Annotated in this window: 16 protein-coding genes; 1 reads left to right on the forward strand and 15 read right to left on the reverse strand. The window is 64.8% G+C overall.

Annotation, left to right across the window (positions count from 1 at the left end; all coding sequences use genetic code 11):
- Positions 1 to 14: 14 nt before the first annotated feature.
- From ACZ0AJ_RS18005 to ACZ0AJ_RS18065, 13 genes are all read right to left on the reverse strand, one after another.
- Complete coding sequence (locus ACZ0AJ_RS18005; RefSeq protein ID WP_499455839.1) at positions 15 to 1,565, reverse strand: SEL1-like repeat protein; 1,551 nt, start codon at positions 1,563 to 1,565, stop codon at positions 15 to 17.
- Between the two features lie 6 nt (positions 1,566 to 1,571).
- A complete protein-coding gene (locus ACZ0AJ_RS18010) occupies positions 1,572 to 3,794 on the reverse strand; it encodes a GGDEF/EAL domain-containing response regulator (protein ID WP_499455840.1) in 2,223 nt (740 codons plus the stop codon).
- Positions 3,795 to 3,802: 8 nt separating this feature from the next.
- Positions 3,803 to 5,974 (reverse strand): HDOD domain-containing protein, encoded by a 2,172-nt coding sequence (locus ACZ0AJ_RS18015; RefSeq protein WP_499455841.1) that lies wholly within the window; start codon positions 5,972 to 5,974, stop codon positions 3,803 to 3,805.
- A gap of 287 nt (positions 5,975 to 6,261) precedes the next feature.
- The gene (locus ACZ0AJ_RS18020; RefSeq protein ID WP_499455842.1) at positions 6,262 to 7,545 is read right to left on the reverse strand and encodes a multidrug effflux MFS transporter; all 1,284 of its coding nucleotides are present in this window, start codon (positions 7,543 to 7,545) and stop codon (positions 6,262 to 6,264) included.
- Positions 7,546 to 7,558: 13 nt separating this feature from the next.
- Complete coding sequence (locus tag ACZ0AJ_RS18025; protein ID WP_379730857.1) at positions 7,559 to 8,761, reverse strand: THUMP domain-containing class I SAM-dependent RNA methyltransferase; 1,203 nt, start codon at positions 8,759 to 8,761, stop codon at positions 7,559 to 7,561.
- A 241-nt stretch (positions 8,762 to 9,002) separates the two neighbouring features.
- Positions 9,003 to 9,416 (reverse strand): CopD family protein, encoded by a 414-nt coding sequence (locus ACZ0AJ_RS18030; RefSeq protein ID WP_499455843.1) that lies wholly within the window; start codon positions 9,414 to 9,416, stop codon positions 9,003 to 9,005.
- Positions 9,417 to 9,441: 25 nt separating this feature from the next.
- Positions 9,442 to 10,707 (reverse strand): glutamate-5-semialdehyde dehydrogenase, encoded by a 1,266-nt coding sequence (locus ACZ0AJ_RS18035; protein ID WP_499455844.1) that lies wholly within the window; start codon positions 10,705 to 10,707, stop codon positions 9,442 to 9,444.
- 81 nt (positions 10,708 to 10,788) lie between these two features.
- Positions 10,789 to 11,802 (reverse strand): DNA polymerase III subunit delta, encoded by a 1,014-nt coding sequence (gene holA, locus ACZ0AJ_RS18040; RefSeq protein ID WP_183556049.1) that lies wholly within the window; start codon positions 11,800 to 11,802, stop codon positions 10,789 to 10,791.
- Between the two features lie 3 nt (positions 11,803 to 11,805).
- On the reverse strand, positions 11,806 to 12,375 hold the full coding sequence (locus ACZ0AJ_RS18045; protein ID WP_499455845.1) for an LPS-assembly lipoprotein LptE: 570 nt from the start codon (positions 12,373 to 12,375) through the stop codon (positions 11,806 to 11,808).
- Positions 12,375 to 15,017 (reverse strand): leucine--tRNA ligase, encoded by a 2,643-nt coding sequence (gene leuS / locus ACZ0AJ_RS18050; protein ID WP_499455846.1) that lies wholly within the window; start codon positions 15,015 to 15,017, stop codon positions 12,375 to 12,377. The genes ACZ0AJ_RS18045 and leuS overlap by 1 nt, the downstream gene beginning before the upstream one ends.
- Positions 15,018 to 15,146: 129 nt before the next feature.
- Entirely contained in the window at positions 15,147 to 15,473 is a 327-nt protein-coding gene (locus ACZ0AJ_RS18055) for a barstar family protein (RefSeq protein ID WP_499455847.1), read from the reverse strand.
- A gap of 1 nt (position 15,474) precedes the next feature.
- Positions 15,475 to 16,284: a 4-hydroxy-tetrahydrodipicolinate reductase gene (gene dapB / locus ACZ0AJ_RS18060; protein ID WP_258835898.1), complete on the reverse strand. Its 810-nt coding sequence runs from the start codon at positions 16,282 to 16,284 to the stop codon at positions 15,475 to 15,477.
- A gap of 8 nt (positions 16,285 to 16,292) precedes the next feature.
- Positions 16,293 to 16,904, reverse strand: coding sequence for an outer membrane protein assembly factor BamE (locus tag ACZ0AJ_RS18065; protein ID WP_229424818.1), 612 nt, complete (start codon positions 16,902 to 16,904; stop codon positions 16,293 to 16,295).
- A gap of 79 nt (positions 16,905 to 16,983) precedes the next feature.
- Here ACZ0AJ_RS18065 and fur point away from each other — a divergent pair, with 79 nt between their 5' ends.
- The gene (fur, locus tag ACZ0AJ_RS18070) at positions 16,984 to 17,415 is read left to right on the forward strand and encodes a ferric iron uptake transcriptional regulator (RefSeq protein ID WP_499455848.1); all 432 of its coding nucleotides are present in this window, start codon (positions 16,984 to 16,986) and stop codon (positions 17,413 to 17,415) included.
- Positions 17,416 to 17,495: 80 nt separating this feature from the next.
- Here the strand turns inward: fur and hrcA are convergent, their stop codons facing one another.
- Positions 17,496 to 18,512, reverse strand: coding sequence for a heat-inducible transcriptional repressor HrcA (gene hrcA, locus ACZ0AJ_RS18075; protein ID WP_499455849.1), 1,017 nt, complete (start codon positions 18,510 to 18,512; stop codon positions 17,496 to 17,498).
- A 91-nt stretch (positions 18,513 to 18,603) separates the two neighbouring features.
- Complete coding sequence (locus ACZ0AJ_RS18080) at positions 18,604 to 19,365, reverse strand: HAD family hydrolase (RefSeq protein WP_499455850.1); 762 nt, start codon at positions 19,363 to 19,365, stop codon at positions 18,604 to 18,606.
- Positions 19,366 to 19,374: the final 9 nt, after the last annotated feature.

Here is a 19,374-nt window from a genome sequence, read left to right on the forward strand (position 1 = left end):
AGACGGGACGCTAGTTATGCGTGCAGCAAGCTTTCGGCCTGCGATAACTGCTGCGCGTCCATGCGGCGCGCGGTGCGGGCCAGGTAGTCGCGTGCCGGCCCGATCCCGGCGCCGCCCGCCCGATGCAGCCACGCATACGCTTCGACCAGATCGCGCGGCGCGCCCTGCCCCGCCGCATACATCACGCCCAGGTTGAACTGGGCCCGCGCGTGGCCCTGGCGCGCCGCGCACAGGTACCAGAAATGGGCGGCTTCGTAATCCTTGTCCGCGCCCTTGGCGCAGTCGTAGCGCAACCCCAGCTCGAACTGCGCCAGCGCGTGCTTCTGGTCGGCCGCCTTGTGCAGCCAGTCGGTGGCTTCGGCCGGGTCGCCCAGATCGAGCCGGTCGAGCAGCGTGGCCACCATATACTGCGCTGCCGCGTAACCCTGGGCCGCGGCGCGCCGGTACCACCCGAGTGCCTGCACGCTGTCCTGCGCTGCGCCGATGCCGTTTTCGTGGCGCAGGCCCAGGTCGAACTGCGCGCGCAGGTGGCCCTGCTCGGCCGCCTTGCGGTACCACGCCGTGGCCTCCACCGCATCGCGCTCGACGCCGTTGCCCGTGTCGAGGAGTTGCCCGAGGTGGTACTGCGCCACCGGCAAGCCCTGCTCGGCCGCGCGGCGGTACCAGACGGCCGCCTGCGCCGCATCCTGCACCACGCCCTGGCCGTGCTCGTGGCGCATGCCCAGACTGTCCTGCGCGCCCGCATGGCCCTGCTGCGCGGCGCGCCGGTACCAGATCGCGGCCAGCGCGTCGTCCTGCGGCACGCCGTGGCCCGTGTCGTACATCAGCGCCAGATTGAACTGCGAGCTGGCATGGCCCTGGATGCCCGCGCGGCCGTACCACAGCATCGCCTGTTCGCCGTCCGCTTCCACGTCCTGGCCCTTGTCGTAGCGCAGCCCGAGATTGAACTGGGCTGGCGCGTAGCCCTGCAGCGCGGCCTTGCGCAGCCAGCCGAGCGCCTGCGCCGGATCGCGCGCCACGCCCTGGCCGCTGTCGTAGCGCAGGCCCACGCTGTACTGCGAACGGGCATAGCCCTGGCTGGCCGCGCGCCGGTACCAGTCCAGGGCCGCATCGTGGTCCTGCGCTACGCCCTTGCCGGTGTCGTACATCATCCCGAGATTGTGCTGGGCGCCCGGCTCGCCCTGCTCTGCGGCGAGGCGGAACCAGTGCAGCGCGCGGCCCACGTCCTGCGCCACGCCCTGTCCTTTAGCGTACAGCCAGCCCAGGTTGTACTGCGCCAGCGCGTAGCCCTGGCTGGCGGCGCGCTCGTACCAGTGGGCGGCCAGCATGAAGTCCTGCGTCACGCCCTGGCCCTTCTGCAGCATCACGCCGAGGTTGTACTGGGCCTGCGCCAGATTGGCCGTGGCCGCGCGCCGGTACCAGCTCACCGCCAGTTCATCGCTTTGCGCCACGCCCTGGCCGTTCACGTACATGAAGCCCAGGCTGTGCTGGGCCTCGGCCACGCCCCGCTCGGCCAGGCCTTTCACACGCAGGAATTCGGCGCTGTACAACGACGTGTCGGGCATGCCCACTCAGGCCAGCACGGCGCGCAGGTTCGATCCGGGCCGGGTGCGCAGCGCCACCATGAAGTCGCCCAGCGAAATCGGGCGGTAGAACAGATAGCCCTGCATCGTCATGCAACCGTTGGCGCGCAGGTAGCGCGCCTGTTCCTCGGTCTCGACGCCTTCGGCGATCAGGTTCAGGCCCAGGCCACGCGCGATCGAGATGATCGCCAGGATCACCGGATAGTGGCCGTCTTCCTCGTGGATCTCCTTGACGAACGACTGGTCGATCTTGATCGTGTGGATCGGGAAGCGGTGCAGGTACGACAGCGACGAGTAGCCGGTGCCGAAGTCGTCGATCGCGATCGACACGCCCAGCTCGCACAGTTTGTTGAGCTGCTCGATTGCATACTGCGGGTTACGGATGCAGATGTTCTCGGTGATCTCGACTTCGATCTGCTGCGGCGAGATCGCGTAGCGCGCCAGGGCCCCGCGCATCTTCTCGAAGAAGTCGCCGCGGTCGAGGTATTGCGGCGACAGGTTCAGCGAGAGCCGGATGTCGCTGCCGCCGACGGCGTTCCAGCGCAGCATGTCGCGGCACAGCGCGCCGATCATCCAGTCCGAGATCGGCAGCATCAGGCCGTTTTCTTCGGCGAATGGCAAAAATTCGCCGGCCGACAAGCGCCCGCGGGTCGGGTGGTTCCAGCGCATCAGCGCCTCAGCGCCCGTGATATTGCCGGTCATGGCGTCGATCTGCGGCTGGTAGAACATCTCCAGCTCGTCGTGCTCGAGCGCGCGGCGCAGCGCCTGTTCCAGCGCGATCTTCTGGTGCGACACTTCGAGCATCGAGTCGTGATAGAAGCTGTGGCCGTTCTTGCCCAGCGCCTTCACCTGGTACATCGCGATGTCGGCGTGGCGCAGCAGTTCGTCGATCGATTCGCCGTCCTTCGGATAGATCGCGATGCCGATCGAGGCCGAGATGTGCACTTCGTGGCCATCGAGGTCGAACGGCAGCTGCAGGCAGGCCAGAAATTTATCGGCGACCATGCGCGCGTCGTCGTGGCTGACCAGCTCGGGCAGCACGATGGTGAATTCGTCGCCGCCCTGGCGCGCCAGCGTGTCGCCCTTGCGCAGGCATTCCTTCAGGCGGCTGGCCGCCTGCTGCAGCAGCTCGTCGCCCTTGACGTGGCCGAGCGTGTCGTTCACGAGCTTGAAGCGATCGAGGTCGATGAACATCACCGCAAGTTCGGTCTGCTTGCGCTTGGCCTGGATCACGGCCAGTCCCAGGCGGTCCTTGAACAGGATGCGGTTCGGCAGGTCGGTCAGGATGTCGTGGTAGGCCTGGTAGGCGATGACTTCCTCGGCGCGCTTGCGGTCGGTGATGTCGCGCGCCACGCCGTAGGTGCCGAAGAACTCGAGCTTTTTCACTTCCTGGTCCGGCACATGCATGCCGATCGCGTTCAGCGAAATCGTCATCAGCGTCGTGTTGAACGTGCGGTCGTTGCTGGTGTTGCCATTCCCGCCACGGCACTTCAGGCGCAGTTCGACGTTGCGCGATGCGCGTTCGTCGATGCGGCGCTCGTTGAACACGTAGCGCGCGCGCTCCAGGTCTTCTTCGTGCACGACGATCGAGTAATGCTTGCCGATCAGCTCTTCGCGCGTGTAGCCGAGCAGCTGGTAGGCGCGGTCGTTGACGAACGTGAAGCGGCCTTCGTGATTGAGCGTATAGATGATGTCTGGCGACGAGTCGACCAGGTAGCGGTACATCTTCTCGGAGTTCTCGAGCTGGTTCGCGATGCGCGCGTTTTCCAGCGCCAGGCGCCGGCGCCCCAGTGCATTGCTGACGGTCGAGAGCAGCTCTTCGCGGCTGTACGGCTTGCGCAGGTAGCTGTAGGCGCCGCGCTTGAGCGCGCCGATCGCGGCGTCGATGCCCACCTCGCCGCTCATCACGATCACGTCGGCGTCGATGCCCTTGTCGTTGATGAAGTCCATGATCTCGTGGCCGCCGATATCGGGCAGGCGCAGGTCGAGCAGGACCAGGTCGAAGCGCTGACGCGACAGCTGCGCCAGCGCCTCGGTGCCGGATGGCGCGGTCACAAGGCGGTAGCCGCGCCCCTGCAGCAATTCGTACAGCGATGCCAGCAGACGGGGTTCATCGTCGACCAGCAGCAGGCGTGACTGGCTGTCGGCGTCAAGTGTCGGGGAAAACGGGGATGGTTCACCAGGGAGCATGGTGGCAGGGTGCGCGTGCATGGTGAGGGTCAGGCGGAACCGAGCGCGCGCGCCGGCAGCGCGAGCGCCGTGCCAGCGCCGGTGTACGCCGGCAGGAGTATTTCAAACGAGGTACCGGAACTGGCGCTGCGGCAGGCGATATGGCCGCCCATCTTCTTGACCAGGCCATGGACGATCGACAGGCCCAGGCCGCGCTTGCCGCCATCGGGCGCGCCTTCCTTGCTGCTCTTGACGGGCATGAACAGATTGGCCAGCACCTCGCGCGACAGGCCCGGGCCGTTGTCGCTCACGCCCAGTTCGACGTACAGGTGGCGCTCGCGGTTGACGTGGCCGCGGTTGACGATCTCGATCCGGCCGCCGCTCTTGTGCTGCGGCCCGAATGCTTCGACCGCGTTCTTGACCAGGTTCACCAGGATCTGCTTGAGCACATCGGGGTCGCCCTCGATCGCGCTGTCGCCGTCCATGTGCGCCACGATCTGCACGCCGCCCGGCACGAAGCCGCTGGTGCGGAACAGGCGCAGCACATCGTCGACGACGCGGGCGGCATCGACCGGCCGCGGACCGGACTCCGGCACCTGCGGTTCGGCCAGGGAGCCGATCAACTGGCCCACGCGGTCGATTTCTTCGTTCAGGATCGACAGCTCGCCGCCCACCGGTTCCTGGCGCGCCAGCTTGCCGTCCAGGATGCTCAGGTAATTCTTGATGATCGCCAGCGGGTTGTTCACTTCGTGCACCACGCGGCGCGACGCGTCGCGGAATTCCTCGGCCACGTTGGCCAGCTGGCGGCGCGCGTGGCCGCGTTCGAGCAGCAGGTTCTCGAGGGCGCCGGCAGCCTGCGCGCCGAAGGCCTGCATGAACCGCTCGCGGCGCTGGCAATGCGGCAGCTGCCAGGCGGGCACGCCGCCAACCAGCACGCCCAGGCAGCGCGCGCCAGCCACCAGTGGGACCACCACCAGGCTGTCGGTGCCAAGGATGCGCAGCAGCTGCTCTTCGGCCAGACCAAGCTGCTGGCGTTCACCGCCCACGAACGCGGGCCGGCGCTCCAGCGCGCTGCGCGCCACCGGGCCGCCCTTGGCCAGCGACACCGAAAAATCGGCGATGCGCGCCACGCCCGGCGCCGGGGCGCCCGACAACAGGTGGCCAGTGGGGTTCTCGAGCAGCACGACGGCGCTTTCGAAATCGAACAGGATGCGGGCGGTGCGCGTCATCGCGTCGAGCAGACCCGACTCGCCCTGCTGGCGCGCCAGCGTCTGGCCGACTTCGGACACCAGCACCATATTGCGCACTTCTTCGTTCAGGCGCTTTTGCACCGGGTCGACCGCCGGCGGCGGCGCGTAGGCCGATGGCTGCGGAATGTCATCGGCGCCCGCCAGATCGATGCCCAGGTGCGCAGCGGCCTGCTCGACCTGGCGCGCGGCGCCGTCCATCAGGTGCGCCGTGCGCACGGCGTCGATCCCGCACAGCGCGCAGGCGTCGAGCACCATCGCCTCGTCGTGCGCGTGGCAGGTCAGCACATGCGCCAGGCGCACGATGCGGATCAGGGGATGGCTGCCTTCCAGGCGGTCGCCCGGCTCGTGGTGGTACAGCACCGCGTCGGCCAGGAACGAATCGAGCTGCCAGCGTTCGATCAGCCAGGCGCCCGCTTCGGCGTGGGTGATCTGGAGCGTGCGCTGCTCGACCGCGCACAGGTCTTCGTCATCGAGCGCGGTGAAGTTGAATGCGTATTCCTTGGGCGCGGCGGCCAGCAGCGCCAGGCGGCCGACATTGTGCAGCAGGCCCGCCAGATAGGCTTCTTCGGGATGGACGTAATCGAGCATGCGCGCCGCATCGCGCGCGATCACGGCGGCGGTCAGGGAATTTTTCCAGAACGCGCGCAGGTCGATGCTGCCGGCATGCGGGAAGCTGTTAAAGGTCTGGAATACCGAATCGCTGATCACGAGCGTCTTGATCATGTCGGTGCCCAGCGCCACCAGCGACTGTTCGAGATTGGCGCTGCGCGTGCTGCGGTGGTAGGCCGAGCTGTTGGCGACGGCCAGCAGCTTGGCCGTCATGCCGGCGTCCTTCGCAATCAGCGCGGCGAGTTCGGGCATGCCGAGATCGTCAGCTTGCAGGTGCTCGATCAGCTTGACCAGGATCTGCGGCATGGCCGGCAGCCGGGCGATCAGCAAGCGATTGCGAATATCCTGATCGGATAGGAGCATATTATCAAGCACGGCCGCCACTTGTCGAAGGGTTCTGGTAGGTGGCGATCGCGCCCGAACAGGCATGCCACGTCGCCCTGCACTTCAGTGCATGGAACAGGCGAGAGGTTTGCCCACTGCTCCAGGAGATAAAAACGTATCGTAACATATATACATTTCTGACCAGGAACAATAGTTACGGGAATACTCGTTGCAACGGGCGTCCGCGGGGAGTAAACACAGACGCCCTCTAAACTTGTTGTAACGATACGACTGTTTCCGTTTATTTACGTTCATTCAGTACAACGTCAGGGCGTCGATTCGCCCCGGGCGCGCAGCTTGCGGCGATGCCGTCGCGCGGTATCCCAGCACGCGAGCGACAACAGCACGAAGAATGCCTGGCCGAGCGCCAGCGCCAGCACCGAATGCGACAGCGCCGGTGCGACGGCGCCGGCCACGACCGCGCCCAGCAGCGTCAGAATGAACGACTGGCACGACGCCACCGTGCCACGGATGCGCGGGAACAGGTCGAGCGCCAGCAGCGTCGCGCCAGGCGCGATCAGCGAACTGCCAAAGGTGAAGAAGAACATCGGCGCCACGGTCCACGGCAGGGCCGGCGGCAGGAACGCGTGGTAGATCACGTTGAAGGTCACGGCGCCCAGCATGAAGAAAAAGCCCATGCGGATCTGGCGCGCGAAGTCCATCTTGCCGGCCAGCCGGTTGGCAACGAGCGAACCGAAGAAGATGCCGCTCACGGTCGGCACGAACAGCCATGCGAATTCGGACGGGCCCAGGCCCAGGCTTTCGGGCAGCATGACGGGCGCCGCAGCGATGTACAGGAACAGGCCGGCGAAGTTCAGCGCCGTCACGCCGGCCATCGTCAGAAACAGGAACGAGCTGAAGATGGCGCCATAGCTCTGCGCCAGGAAACGCGGATTGAACGGCTGCCGCTCGGTCGGCGGCACCGTCTCGGGCAGGTGCTTCCAGCAGAACCAGAACAGCAGTACCGTGTAGACCGACAGCGCCAGGAAGATCGCACGCCAGTCGAGCAGCGTGACGATCCAGCCGCCCACCACCGGCGCGATGGCCGGGGCGATCGAGAAGATCATCGTGACCATCGACAGCAGACGCGCCGCCGCGGTATCCGAATACAAATCGCGGATGATCGCGCGCCCCACCACCACGCCGGCCCCGGCCGAGACGCCCTGAAGGATGCGAAACACCCACAGGTATTCCACCGAGGACGCCGAGGCGCAGCCGAAGCTGCCAATTGCGAATACCACCAGCGCCACCAGGATCACATTGCGGCGCCCGAACGCATCGGACAGCGCGCCATGCCACAGCACCATGACGGCAAAGGCCAGCATGTAGGCGGTGAGGGTTTGCTGGACCTGCAGCGGCGTGGCGGCAAGCTGGGCCTGGATCTGCGGGAACGCCGGCAGGTAGGCGTCGATCGAGAATGGCCCCAGCATCGACAGCGCCGCCAGCAGCGTTGCCAGCCCGCCTGCCGAGAGCATCGCGATCTTGTGCGGCGGCGGCGGCGGCACGGGGGTGACGGGGTCCTTGGGCAGATCGGATGGTTCTGGCAGCATGGGTCGGTCCGGGTCAGTCCTGCTTTGGTTTGGCTTCCTCGCGGCGGTTGAAGCCCGCCACCATGTCGAAACGGAACAGGCGGCATTCGAGCGCGCCGTTGAAGAACGGGGTCTTGCGCGACTCTTTCAGGCGCAGCATTTTCGGCAGGCCCAGGTCGGCCGTGAACAGATAGGCGGTCCAGCCGGCAAAGCGCTGCTTGAGCGTCGTCGAAAACGCGGCGTAGAAGCCGGCCGCCATGTCGTCCTGCGGCACAGTGCTGTCGCCGCGCACGCCGATCCGCTCGCCGTACGGCGGGTTGGTGAGCAGGATGCCCGGCTCGGTCGTCGGCGCCGACACGTGCTGCGCTTCGATCTGCTTGAGCGGCACGTCGAACAGGATGCCGGCGATCTTCAGGTTATGGCGCGTCATTTCGACCATGTCGCCCGAGATGTCCGAGCCGAAGATGGTCGGCTCTTGCGGCAGCACGTTCGGCTTGACCGCTGCTTTCATCGCGGCCCAGGCCTGGCGGTCGTGGTCGGCGAATTTTTCGAAGGCAAAGCTGCGGCGCGCGCCGGACGGAATCCCTTGCAGCATCTGGGCGGCTTCGACGAGGATCGTGCCCGAACCGCACATCGGGTCGAACAGCGGCACGCCCGGCTTCCAGCCCGACACGCGCAGCAGACCTGCGGCGAGGTTCTCGCGCAGTGGCGCGTCGCCCGTCTCTTCACGCCAGCCGCGCTTGAACAGCGCTTCGCCCGAGGTGTCGAGGTAGACGATGAAGTTGCGGGCGTCGAGGAAGCCGACGATGCGCATGTCCGGTTCACGCGTGTTGACCGACGGGCGCTTGTCGTACTGGTCGCGGAAGCGGTCGCAGATCGCGTCCTTGATCTTGAGCGTGGTGAATTCGAGGCTGCGCAGCGGCGACTTGACGGCCGTGACGTCGACGCGGATCGTGTGATCGGGGCCGAACCAGTCTTCCCAGGTTTGCTCGAGCACCAGATCGTAGATGTCGTTTTCGGTGGTGTAGCTGCGCTGCGCCATGCGCATCAGCACGCGCGACGCGATGCGCGAATGCAGGTTGAGCAGCCAGGCATCCTGCATCGTGCCCGAGCAGTGCACGCCGCCAGGCACCTGGTTGTGCACCTTCAGCGTGGTGCTTTGTGCGGCGATCTCGCCGATTTCTTCGGCCAGTGCCGCTTCCATGCCGCGTGGGCATGGGCAAAAATAGGAAGCCATGAGGGGTACCCTTTGTCCGTTGATGATTCTGTGGAGATAACGCGTCAGCCTTGAAGCTGGATGACCGTGGATTGTTTAAACCGCAAACTTCAAAACCGTCATTCCCGCGTAGGCGGGAATCCAAGTCATTAGCGCAGCCACAAGAGCATGCTTTTGGCTATGCAAGCACCTTGGATTCCCGCCTTCGCGGGAATGACGTTTGTCGGGCGCGGGCCGATGCAAGGCCCGCATCCTGCCCTGCTTAGAACGGCTTGACGGTCACCAGGATGACAATCGCCAGCATCAGCACGACCGGCACTTCATTGAACCAGCGATACCATTTGTGGCTGCGCGTATTGACGCCACGCTCGAATTTCTTGAGGATGCCGCCACACATATGATGGTAGCCGATGGTCAGGAACACGAGCAGCAGTTTGGCATGCAGCCAGCCGCCCTGGATGCCATAACCCAGCCACAGCCATGCGCCCAGCAGCACCGCCGGCACCGACAGGATCATCGAGAAGCGGTACAGCCGGCGCGCCATGCCCAGCAAGCGGTCACGCGCCGCGGGGTTGGTTTCCTCGGCCAGGTTGACGAACAGGCGCGGCAGGTAGAACAGGCCGGCGAACCAGGACGCAATGAAGACGATGTGCAGTGCTTTGATCCAGAGGTACATGCTTTCCTTGTGGTGAACGTTGAATTCAGTTGCGTACTTCGCCGTGCCCGAACACGACATACTTGAGCGACGTGAGGCCTTCCAGTCCCACCGGGCCGCGTGCGTGCAGCTTGTCGTTCGAGATGCCGATCTCGGCGCCCAGGCCGTATTCGAAGCCATCGGCAAAGCGCGTCGATGCATTGATCATGACCGACGCCGAGTCGACTTCGCGCAAGAAGCGCATGGCGCCGCTGTGGTCTTCGGTGACGATCGATTCGGTGTGCTTCGACGAATACGCATCGATGTGGTCCATCGCCTCGTCGATGCCGGCCACCACCTTCACGGCCAGGATCGGGGCCAGGTATTCGGTCGACCAGTCTTCTTCCGTTGCCGCGACCAGGTGCGGATAACCGGCCAGGATCGCGAACGCTTCCGGGTCGGCGCGCAGTTCGACGTCCTTGGTCGCATACAGTTCGGCCAGGCGCGGCAGGACGGTTGGCGCGATGCCGCGCGCAACCAGCAGCGTTTCCATCGTGTTGCAGGTGCCGTAGCGGTGGCACTTGGCGTTGAATGCGATGGCCAGCGCCTTGTCGATATCGGCCTTGCCGTCGATGTAGACGTGGCAGATGCCATCGAGGTGCTTGATCATCGGGACCGTGGCTTCGGCCATCAGGCGCGCAATCAACCCCTTGCCGCCGCGCGGGACGATCACGTCCACGTACTGCGGCATCGTGATCAGCGCGCCGACGGCAGCGCGGTCGACCGTGTCGACCACCTGCACCGCCGCCTGCGGCAGGCCAGCACCCACCAGGCCTTCGGCCACCAGCGTGGCCAGCGCGCGGTTGCAGTGGATCGCTTCCGAGCCGCCGCGCAGGATCGCCGCATTGCCGCTCTTGATGCACAGGCCGGCCGCATCGACCGTCACGTTCGGGCGCGCTTCGTAGATGATGCCGATCACGCCCAGCGGCACGCGCATCTGGCCGACCTGGATGCCGCTCGGGCGCACTTTCATGTTCGAGATTTCGCCGACCGGATCGGGCAAGGCGACGATCTGGCGCAAGCCCGCGACCATCGTCGCGATCGCGGCGCTTGATAACGCCAGGCGGTCCATCAGTGCCGGTGCCAGGCCGGCAGCCTGGGCGGCCTCCAGGTCACGGGCATTGGCGGCGCGCAGCAGGTCGGCATCGCGTTCGATCGCATCGGCGATCAGGCTCAGGGCGCGGTTGCGGGTGGCGGTGTCGGCGCGTGCCATGGCGCGCGCGGCGGCGCGGGCCTGCTGGCCCAGCGTGTGCATGTGTGCGGTGATGTCCATCGTGTTTTCCATTGCATTAACCCGGCACGCGCAAGGCGGTGCTGTCCATCGGCGTCGAGCTAAGGCTTTGCTGCAGAAGGCTTACCGCGCCACCCGCAACGCCAGCTGCAACATCGCATCCCACGCGTCGCCTGCAAATTGTTTGGCGCGCAGACCCTTGACCATGCGGTCGACCTGCGCCGCTTGTTGCAGCGCCGCTTCGAGCGTCGCAAGCGACACGCGGCGCAGCGCCGGCTCCATCATCCGCTCGCGCGGCCCCCAGATCCGGTATTCCTTGAGCAGGGCATTCAGTGGCCTGCCCTGACTCATCCCGCTCTTCAATTTTAGCAGCGTGCGGATTTCCTCGGCCACGGCCCACAACACCAGCGGCAGCGCCTCGCCTTCGCCCTTCAGGCCTTCGAGCATGCGCACCAGGCGCGCCGTGTCGCCCGTGAGCATCGCCTCGGACAGCTTGAACACGTCGTAGCGCGCCACGTTCAGCACGGCGTCGTGCACCTGCTCGAACGTCAGCTTGCCCGGCTCGTGCAGCAGGCCGAGCTTTTGAATCTCCTGGTGCGCCGCCAGCAGATTGCCTTCGACGCGGTCGGCGATGAAGTCCAGGCTCTGGCGCTCGGCGCTCTGGCCCTGGCTTGCTAACCGGTTGCCGATCCAGGCCGGCAACTGCGCGCGCTCGATGTTCGGGATGTCGATGTAGACCGCCGCCTGCTGCAGCGCCGTCACCCACGACGCCTTGGCCGTCTGCCAGTCGAGCTTGGGCAGCGTGATCAGGGTCAGGTTATCGGGGCTGAGGTCTTTCGCATACGCCTGCAGTGCGGCGCTGCCGTCCTTGCCCGGTTTGCCGGTGGGGATGCGCAGCTCGATCAGCTTCTTGTCGCCGAACAGCGACAGCGCCTGGTTCGCTGCCAGCAGCTCGCCCCATTTGAAGGTGCGCTCCACACTGAGCACATCGCGCTCGGTATAGCCCTGCGCGCGCGCCGCCTTGCGGATGCGGTCGGCCGCTTCCAGCGCCAGCAGATGCTCGTCGCTGGCGATCACGTACAGCTGCGCCAGGTTCTTGGCCAGATGGCCGTCGAGCGCTTCGAGCCGCAGTTGCATCGTTTACGGCGTCGGCAAGGCGGCGGCCGGCGTCGCTGGCGCCGTCACGGGCGCCAGCGGCTTGATCGCCACCAGGCGGCGCAGGATCTGCTGCACCAGGTCGGACTGCATGTCGCGGTACAGCAGCGCTTCTTCGGATTCCTTGGCCAGCACCTGCGATTCATCGAACGCGATATTGCGGCGCAGGGTGATCTCGGTCGGCGCCAGCAGCTGGCGGTTGTTGGCATCGCGCACCTGGAACACGAGGGTGTAGCTCAGCGAGTATTCACGCACGCGACCCAGGCTGTTGAGCGACAGGATCGACTTGCCGCGCGACTCGCTGATCACATCGAACAACGCCTCGGCCTTGGACGCATCGGGTTCGATGCGCACGTTGTCGCCCGCGCGCAGATTGCGCTTGAGTTCCGTGCCCAGCGGCGAGGCTTCGTTGAACGACAGCCAGATGCTCTGGAACGGCACGTTGTACTGGCCGTCGCTGCCACGCAGCTTGAAGCCGCAGCCTGCCAGCATCGCGACCAGCAGGACTGCACCAAGGGCGCGTACGAGGTAGTTGTTGTTCGAGGTGTTCATCATCAGACCACGATATTGACAAGTTTGCCCGGCACGACGATGACCTTCTTCGGCGTGCCTTCGATGAACTTCTGCACCGCTTCGCTGGCCAGCGCAGCCGCTTCGATGGTCGCCTTGTCGGCATCCTTTGCGACCTTGACCGAACCACGCAGCTTGCCGTTCACCTGGATCATCATGTCGATCTCGGACTGTTCGAGCGCCTGTGGATCGACTTCCGGCCATGGGGCGTTGAGCAGGTCGCCGTGTACGCCGGCAAAGCCAAGTTCCTGCCACAGTGCGTGCGTGATGTGCGGCGCGACCGGGTTCAGCAAACGCAGGAAGATCGAGAAGCCTTCGGCGATGATGGCGTTGGATGCTGCGCTGTCATCGAGCTTGCCCGATTCGAGCGTGTTGAGCATCTTCATGCACGCCGAGACCACCGTGTTGTACTGGATGCGCTTCAGGTCGTAGTCGGCCTGTTGCAGGATCTTGTGTACTTCGCGGCGCAGGGTTTTCTGTGCGTCGGTGTGCGTGCCCTGCACTTCCCCGGTCAGCGCGGCGGCAATGCGCGCGCGCTGCGCGTAACCGAACGCCCACACGCGGCGCAGGAAACGGCTGGCGCCTTCGACGCCGCTGTTCGACCACTCGAGCGTCTGCTCGGGTGGCGACGCAAACATCGTAAACAGACGCGCGGTATCGGCGCCGTACTGCTCGATCTGCGCTTGCGGATCGATGCCGTTGTTTTTGGACTTCGACATCTTTTCGGTGCCACCGATTTCGACCGGCTGGCCGTCGGCCTTCAACACGGCGCTCTGCGGGCGGCCCTTGTCGTCGAAAGTCAGCTCGACATCGGCCGGGTTGAACCAGGTCTTCTTGGTCGATGCGTCTTCGCGGTAGTAGGTTTCGTTGAGCACCATGCCCTGCGTGAGCAGGTTCACGAACGGCTCGTCGAATTTGACCAGGCCGAAGTCGCGCATCACCTTGGTCCAGAAGCGCGCGTACAGCAGGTGCATGACGGCGTGTTCGATGCCGCCGATGTACTGGTCCATCGGCATCCAGTAATCGTTGCGCTCGTCGACCATCGCGTTGTTGGAACCCGGCGACGTATAGCGCATGTAGTACCACGACGAATCGATGAACGTGTCCATCGTGTCGGTTTCGCGGCGCGCGGGCTTGCCGCAGGTCGGGCAGTCGCACTTGAGGAACGCTTCGTCCTTGTTCAGTGGATTGCCGGTGCCGTCCGGGACCAGGTGCTCGGGCAGCACGACCGGCAGGTCGGCTTCTGGCACCGGCACGATGCCGCACTCGGCGCAGTGGATCATCGGGATCGGCGTGCCCCAGTAGCGCTGGCGCGAGATGCCCCAGTCGCGCAGGCGGAACGTGACCTTCTTGGCGCCCAGATCCTGGCTCGCCAGTTCACCCGAGACGGCGTTGACGGCCGAGGTGTAATCGAGACCGTCGTACTTGCCCGAGTTGATCGTGCGGCCGTTGTCCTTGTCGCCGTACCACTCCTGCCAGGCGTCGAGCGAGAATTCCTGGCCTTCGACGGCCACGACCTGCTTGATCGGCAGATTGTATTTTTTGGCGAAGCCGAAATCGCGTTCGTCATGCGCCGGCACGCCCATCACGGCGCCATCGCCGTAGGTGATCAGGACGTAGTTGCCGACCCAGACCGGAATCTGTTCCTGCGTGACCGGATGGGTGACGAACAGGCCGGTCGGCATGCCCTTCTTTTCCATTGTCGCCATGTCGGCTTCGATAACGGAACCGAGTTTGCATTCGGCGATGAATTGCTGCAGCGCCGGGTTGTTTTTTGCCGCGTGCTGGGCCAGCGCGTGCTCCGGCGCGACGGCGCAGAAGGTCACGCCCATGATCGTGTCGGCGCGCGTGGTGAAGACGTAGAGCTTGCCGTCGTCGATCGGCGCGCCGGTGTCATCGGCGATTGTGTGCGGGAACGCGAAGCGCACGCCCGTCGACTTGCCGATCCAGTTGGCCTGCATCGTGCGCACGCGCTCGGGCCAGCCCGGCAGCTTGTTGTCGACATGGTCGAGCAGCTCGTCGGCGTATTCGGTGATGCGCACGTAGTACATCGGGATTTCGCGCTTTTCAATGAGCGCGCCCGAACGCCAGCCGCGGCCGTCGACAACCTGCTCGTTGGCCAGCACGGTCTGGTCGACCGGGTCCCAGTTCACGGTGCCCGTCTTCTGGTAGATGATGCCCTTTTCGAGCATCTTGAGGAACATCCACTGGTTCCACTTGTAGTAGTCCGGCTTGCAGGCGGTCATCTCGCGCGACCAGTCGATCGCCAGGCCCATCGACTCCATCTGGCCACGCATGTGGGCGATGTTCGAGTAGGTCCATTCTGCAGGCGGCACGTTGTTGGCCATGGCCGCGTTTTCCGCCGGCATGCCGAATGCATCCCAGCCCATCGGCATCAGCACGTTGTAGCCGTTCATGCGCAGGTAGCGGTACATCACGTCATTGATCGTATAGTTGCGCACGTGGCCCATGTGCAGCTTGCCCGATGGGTAAGGCAGCATCGAGCAGGCGTAGTACTTGCCCTTCGGGAAACGCGGATCGTGTTCGACGGCTTTATAGGCGTCGATCGATTTCCAGTAGGCCTGGGCGGCCTGTTCGACTTCGGCTGGACTATATTTTTCTTGCATGATTTCTGCAGACGTAATGTGGGAGATGGAACCGGTCATTATAACCTGTTGATTTTGCACTACGGCGTGGCGTGGTGCAGGAAGGATGGTGCAATGAGACAGCGTCCGCTGAACGCTGCTCCGGGTAATTCAGCGCAGCACGAGTTTCAGTGCAGGCGTTTCGCCATAATCTTCATACCGCTCGTTGATGCCGCCGATACAAAAGGCCAGTTCCTCGAACAGATCCGGCGCGGCCGCCTTCATGGCCGCGGCGTCGCGAACGACGATCTCGAGCACTTCGTCCGGCGCCAGCCGGAAGCTGGTCATGTTTTCGTCGTCGCGCAGGTAGCTCAGGCAATCGACCCAGGCGTCGATGCTGTTCGCGTACGACGCCGGAAAGCCGAAAGCGGCCCGGCTTTGCGCATGAAACGAGGCCTCGTCGACGATCGCAGCGCCGTTCAGTTCTGCAACGGCCATATCAGGCTTTCAAGCCCAGCACGTCCTGCATGTCATACAGGCCGTGGGATTTGTCTGCCAGGAAGCGAGCGGCGCGCAGCGCGCCGTGTGCGTAGGTCACGCGGCTGCTGGATTTGTGGCTGATCTCGATGCGCTCGCCCGTGCCCAGGAACATGACGGTGTGGTCGCCCACGACGTCACCACCGCGCACGGTGGCAAAGCCGATCGTCGACGGATCGCGCTCGCCGGTGACGCCTTCGCGGCCGTACACGGCGCATTCCTTGAGGTCGCGGCCGATGGCGTCCGCAATCACTTCGCCCATCTTGAGCGCGGTGCCCGATGGTGCATCGACCTTGTGCCGGTGGTGCGCTTCGACGATTTCGATGTCGTAGCCTTCGGCGAAACTTTTGGCCGCCATTTCGAGCAGTTTGAGCGTGACGTTCACGCCCACGCTCATGTTCGGCGCGACCACGAGTCCGATCTTCTCGGCGGCGGCGGCAATCTCGGCCTTGCCGGCGTCATCGAAACCGGTGGTGCCGATCACCATCTGCTTGCCGTTGGCGGCGCAATACGCGAGGTGCGCCAGCGTGCCTTCAGGGCGGGTGAAGTCGATCAGGACGTCGGCGTTGTGCAGGCCGTGCTTGATGCTGTCTTCGATCATCACGCCAGTGAGGAAGCCCCCGAAGGCGCCGGCATCCTGGCCGATGAACGGCGAACCGGGCATGTCGAGGGCGCCGGCCAGGCGGGCGTCGGGTGCGTACTGGATGGCTTCGATCAGCATGCGGCCCATGCGGCCGCTGGCGCCGGCTACGGCAATATTCAACATCGTCATGGCAATCCTTACTGCTGGGTTGCCGGGGCGGTCACCGTGATCGGTGCGACCGGACGGCTTTCCGGCTTTTCTTTCTTGCTCGGCACCTTGGCGGGGCCGGCGATACGGTCGATGTAGTCGCGCTCGCTTGGCAGGTTGCCGCCTTCGAAACGCTCGACCACGTCATCCTTGAAGAACACCGTGACGCGGCTGGTGGTCAGTTCGCCATTGCCACGGGCCAGGTAGAACGGGTAATCCCAGCGGTCGGCATGGAAGGCATCGAGCAGCAGAGGCGAACCGAGCAGGAAACGCACCTGGTCGCGCGTCTGGCCGGCTTTCAGCTGGTTCAGCATCTCTTGCGAGACGAAGTTGCCCTGCTGGATGTCCGGACGGTAAGGCGAGAAGATCCACAGGAACTTTTGCAGGCGCGAAGCCTGCACGGTCTGCGCGCCGGCATTGGCGATGGCGGCCGATTTGTCGGCGTCGGCCGCGGTGGCCGCCGAGTCCGTTGCCACCGGTGGCGCCGGACGGGTCTGGTTGCGCCAGGACGCGCAGCCGGACAGCGTCAGCGTGCAGACGAGACCTGCCGCCAGCACCGCCTTGGCGGAAAATCGATGGGATACGGCTTGTTTGACGCGCATAGGTAACCTCAAATCGTTCGAGCGGGAGCTTTCAAAACGCTATATCATAAAGCACTCCGCCAATATGCGAGTAACAAACATGAGTAACAATCCGACCGACCTGAAGGCAAGCGGCCTGAAGGCCACGCTCCCGCGCCTGAAAATCCTGGAAATCTTCCAGAACAGCGCCGTGCGTCACCTGACTGCCGAAGATGTCTACAAGATCCTGTTGGCTGAAAACATGGACGTCGGCCTGGCTACCGTCTACCGCGTCCTGACGCAATTCGAGCAGGCCGGCCTGCTCAACCGCAACCACTTCGAAACCGGCAAGGCCATCTACGAACTCAATGCCGGCTCGCACCATGATCACCTCGTCTGCGTCACCTGCGGCCGGGTCGAAGAGTTCTACGACGACGAAATCGAGCAGCGCCAGAAAATGATCGCCGAAACCCACGGCTACACGATCGTTGACCACGCGCTGGCGATCTATGGCAGCTGCCCGCAGTGCCAGGCAGCGCGCAAGGCAGGCTGATCATCAGCGGCCCTGCAGGGCTGGCCAACAAAAAAGGGCGCACCGGATTTTCCCGTGCGCCCTTTTTACATCTAGCAAGCTTACGGCTGGCTCAGTGCGTTCGACAGCAGCTTGGCGGTGATGTCGACGATGGGAATCACCCGCTCGTACGCCATCCGCGTGGGGCCGATGACGCCCAAGGTGCCAACGATGCGACCATCGACGGCGTACGGCGCAGTGACCACGCTCATCTCGTCCATCGGGACCAGATTCGATTCGCCGCCGATGAAAATCTGCACGCCGCCGGCCTTGCTCGACATGTCGAGCAATTGCATCAGGCCAGTCTTTTGCTCGAACATCTCGAACATCTGGCGCAGCGAACTCATATTCGACGACAGGTCGGTCACCGACAGCAGGTTGCGCTCGCCGGAAATGACCACGTCGTCGCTGTCGGCCATCGCTTCGCTGCCGGCCTCGACTGCCGCATGCATCAGGCGTCCCATGTCGTCGCTCAGTTGCCGCAATTCGCCACTGAGGCGTTGGCGCACGCCGTCGAACGACTGGCCGGCAAAATTCTGGTTCAGGTAATTGGCCGATTGCGACAATTGCGTCGGCGTGTAGTCGACATCGGTCAACAGCAGGCGGTTTTGCACATCGCCACGGGGGTCGACGATCACGAGCAGGATGCGCTTTTCGGACAGGCGCAAGAATTCGATCTGCTGGAACACCGATTCGCGGCGCGGGCTTTGCACCACGCCGGCAAACTGCGACAGCGACGAGAGCATCTGGGCTGCGTTGGCGATCAGCTTTTGCGGATGCTGCAGCGGCAGGCGCATGCGCTCGGCGCCGACCGTCGTTTCATCGAGCTGCTTGACGGTCAACAGGGTGTCGACAAACACGCGGTACCCGCGCGGCGTCGGGATTCGGCCAGCCGAGGTGTGGGGACTGGCAACGAAGCCCATGTCCTCGAGGTCGGCCATGATGTTGCGGATCGTCGCGGGCGACAATTCCAGGCCCGACAGCTTGGACAGCGCGCGCGAGCCGACCGGCTGGCCGTCGGCAATATAGCGTTCGACAAGCGCTTTGAGCAGGGTTTGGGCACGGTGATCGAGTTGCATGGTTCCGGGAAGCGTCTTTTTCTGTGGTGCTGGGATGAGAATCAAATTGGGGCGCGGCACGGCAGCGCAAGGCCTGCGGTCCGTCCCAGTGTTATACGCGCATCCGCGCAGATCCGTGTGGCAACTCGTGCGGTGGCTCCTGTGACGGCTCGTGCCCGGCATCGAGCCAGTCGAGCAGCGCATCGATGCTGGCCACCTCGACATCGGGCCGCACTTGGTCGGCCAGCTCGTTGATCTTGCCGCTGCGGTTCATCCAGGCGGCGCGCAAACCTGCCTGCTGGGCGCCCTGGACATCGAGCAGCAGGTCGTCACCCACATACAGGGTGTCGGCCGGCAGCACCCCGAGTGCAGCGCAGCCTGCCAGGAAAATCCCCGGATCGGGCTTGGCCGCGCCAAAGTCGCGCGCCGCCACCGATGCCTGGAACTGGTCGGCCAGGCCAATGGTGACCAGGTCGGCCACGCCGTTCGTGACCGAACCCAGCAGCGCGCGCTGCCGGAGCCGCGCGAGGCCCGGCGCCACATCGTCATACAGCGTCACGGCATTGCGGGCGGCGACAAAGACGACCATGGCCTCGTCGACCCGGGCGACGTCCTCCCCCGCCTGCTCGAACGCGGCGACCAGGCCGGCGTGACGCAGCGCGCTCAGGTCGATCCCATACCGGGGCTCGCGGGCCAGCAATTCCAGGCGCGCCTGGCGCAGGCTGTCGATCGTGAACCGCTCGGCCACGCGCGGCGCATGCTGCTGCAACCACGTATACAACATGGTTTCGGCAGCCCGGATCACGGGCACGATCGGCCACAGGGTATCGTCGAGGTCGAACAGTACGGCTTTGGGCCAGGGATGGCGGGTCATCGGCTTCCA

The organism is Telluria sp. AC161 (assembly GCF_979258535.1).

Coding starts and splice junctions, on each gene's coding strand:
- ACZ0AJ_RS18015 (WP_499455841.1), bottom strand. CDS start 5,974: ATGCTCCTATCCGATCAGGATATTCGCAATCGCTTGCTGATCGCCCGG.
- ACZ0AJ_RS18020 (WP_499455842.1), bottom strand. CDS start 7,545: ATGCTGCCAGAACCATCCGATCTGCCCAAGGACCCCGTCACCCCCGTG.
- hrcA (WP_499455849.1), bottom strand. CDS start 18,512: ATGCAACTCGATCACCGTGCCCAAACCCTGCTCAAAGCGCTTGTCGAA.
- ACZ0AJ_RS18025 (WP_379730857.1), bottom strand. CDS start 8,761: ATGGCTTCCTATTTTTGCCCATGCCCACGCGGCATGGAAGCGGCACTG.
- ACZ0AJ_RS18045 (WP_499455845.1), bottom strand. CDS start 12,375: ATGATGAACACCTCGAACAACAACTACCTCGTACGCGCCCTTGGTGCA.
- leuS (WP_499455846.1), bottom strand. CDS start 15,017: ATGCAAGAAAAATATAGTCCAGCCGAAGTCGAACAGGCCGCCCAGGCC.
- ACZ0AJ_RS18005 (WP_499455839.1), bottom strand. CDS start 1,565: ATGCCCGACACGTCGTTGTACAGCGCCGAATTCCTGCGTGTGAAAGGC.
- ACZ0AJ_RS18030 (WP_499455843.1), bottom strand. CDS start 9,416: ATGTACCTCTGGATCAAAGCACTGCACATCGTCTTCATTGCGTCCTGG.
- ACZ0AJ_RS18010 (WP_499455840.1), bottom strand. CDS start 3,794: ATGCACGCGCACCCTGCCACCATGCTCCCTGGTGAACCATCCCCGTTT.
- ACZ0AJ_RS18035 (WP_499455844.1), bottom strand. CDS start 10,707: ATGGACATCACCGCACACATGCACACGCTGGGCCAGCAGGCCCGCGCC.
- ACZ0AJ_RS18065 (WP_229424818.1), bottom strand. CDS start 16,904: ATGCGCGTCAAACAAGCCGTATCCCATCGATTTTCCGCCAAGGCGGTG.
- holA (WP_183556049.1), bottom strand. CDS start 11,802: ATGCAACTGCGGCTCGAAGCGCTCGACGGCCATCTGGCCAAGAACCTG.
- dapB (WP_258835898.1), bottom strand. CDS start 16,284: ATGACGATGTTGAATATTGCCGTAGCCGGCGCCAGCGGCCGCATGGGC.
- fur (WP_499455848.1), top strand. CDS start 16,984: ATGAGTAACAATCCGACCGACCTGAAGGCAAGCGGCCTGAAGGCCACG.
- ACZ0AJ_RS18080 (WP_499455850.1), bottom strand. CDS start 19,365: ATGACCCGCCATCCCTGGCCCAAAGCCGTACTGTTCGACCTCGACGAT.
- ACZ0AJ_RS18055 (WP_499455847.1), bottom strand. CDS start 15,473: ATGGCCGTTGCAGAACTGAACGGCGCTGCGATCGTCGACGAGGCCTCG.